A 1318-nucleotide genomic window follows, 5' to 3' on the forward strand; every position below is an offset into this window, starting at 1 on the left:
GAGGGCTCACCCCGAAGCGTGGACACGGGTTGTCATGCGGCGAGCAGCACCTTATCGGTGGTTTGCTGCTCGTAGTCGATAGGGCTGAGGTAGCCGAGGGCGGAGTGTCTCCTTCGAGTGTTGTAGCGAGTGATCCACTTGAAGACGGCCAGGCGGGCCTCACGCGCCGAGGACCAGCGCTTGGCGCCCTGCAGCGTTTCGCGTTTGAGGGTGGCGTTGAACGCCTCCGCCGCGGCGTTGTCGGCGCTGGTGCCGACGGCTCCCATGGACTGGCGCACACCGAGCTCGGCACAGACCCTGGCGAACTCGGCCGAGGTGTACTGGGCCCCGTGATCGGCATGGAAGATCGCGCCGTGCAGACCGCCCCGTGTCGCAGCGGCCGCGCGCAGCGCGTCGCTCACCAGCTCGGCGCGCATGTGATCGGCGATCGACCAGCCCGCCAGCCGCCGCGAACACAGATCCAGCACGGTCGCCAGATACAGGAACCGGCCCTCGCCGACGGGCAAGTAGGTGATGTCGCCGACATAGCGCTGGTTCGGGGCCGGCGCGGTGAAGTCCCGCCCGATCAGGTCGGGCACCTTCTGATGCGAGGGTTCCGGCACCGTGGTGCGGACCTTCTTACGCAGGTGCAGCCCGACGATGCCGCAACGGCGCATCACCCGCGCGACCCGCTTGTGGTTGACCGTGTGGCCCCTGGCGCGCAGCTCGGCGGTGATGCGCGGACTGCCGTAGGTGCCGTCGAACGCGCCGTGGATCTGCTTGATCTCCGCGGCGAGTGCGGCATCGGCCGCGGCCCGCTCCGCCCGGGCCGGCGCCGCCCTGCGCCACCGGTAGAAGCCCGAGCGGGACACCTTCAAGACCCGGCACAGCCGCTTGACGCCGAAGGCGCCGGCGTGGTCGTCGACGAACTCGAAGCGGCTCACCAGTTCGTCTCTCCGGCGAAATACTTCGCTGCCCGGCGCAGGATGTCGCGCTCCATCTCCAGCTCCCGGATCCGTGCCTTGAGCTGCTTGTTCTCCTCTTCCAGCACGTCGTCGGACGATAGCGGGCCCCGCGCCGGCCGCTTGTGCGGGGCCCGCTTCTTCGCGCCCGCAGTGCCCTCCGCCTGGGCCTGACGCACCCAGTTACGCAGTGTCTCCCGGCTGATCCCCAGGTCCTCGGCCACCGAGGCCAGCGTCTGTCCCGGATCGGACAGATACAACGCGACGGCGTCCGCCTTGAACTCCGGCGGATACGACTTCATCGCCACGTGGAACTCCTTGTCTCCGGATCTCCATCATCCGGTACTCAAGGTGTCCACACCTCGGGGGCAGGGCCC

General features: G+C 68.8%; 1 protein-coding gene. It reads right to left on the reverse strand.

Features of this window, described 5'->3' with window-relative positions; translation table 11 throughout:
* Positions 1–32: 32 nt before the first annotated feature.
* Positions 33–1249 (reverse strand): IS3 family transposase gene (locus ACIBQ8_RS51165; protein ID WP_397195921.1). Its coding sequence is split into 2 segments (ribosomal slippage): positions 33–940 and positions 940–1249, totalling 1218 coding nucleotides; the frame shifts between segments, so codons are not numbered across the junction.
* Positions 1250–1318: the final 69 nt, after the last annotated feature.

Source organism: Nonomuraea sp. NPDC049646 (genome assembly GCF_044465525.1).
Taxonomy (GTDB): Bacteria; Actinomycetota; Actinomycetes; order Streptosporangiales; family Streptosporangiaceae; genus Nonomuraea.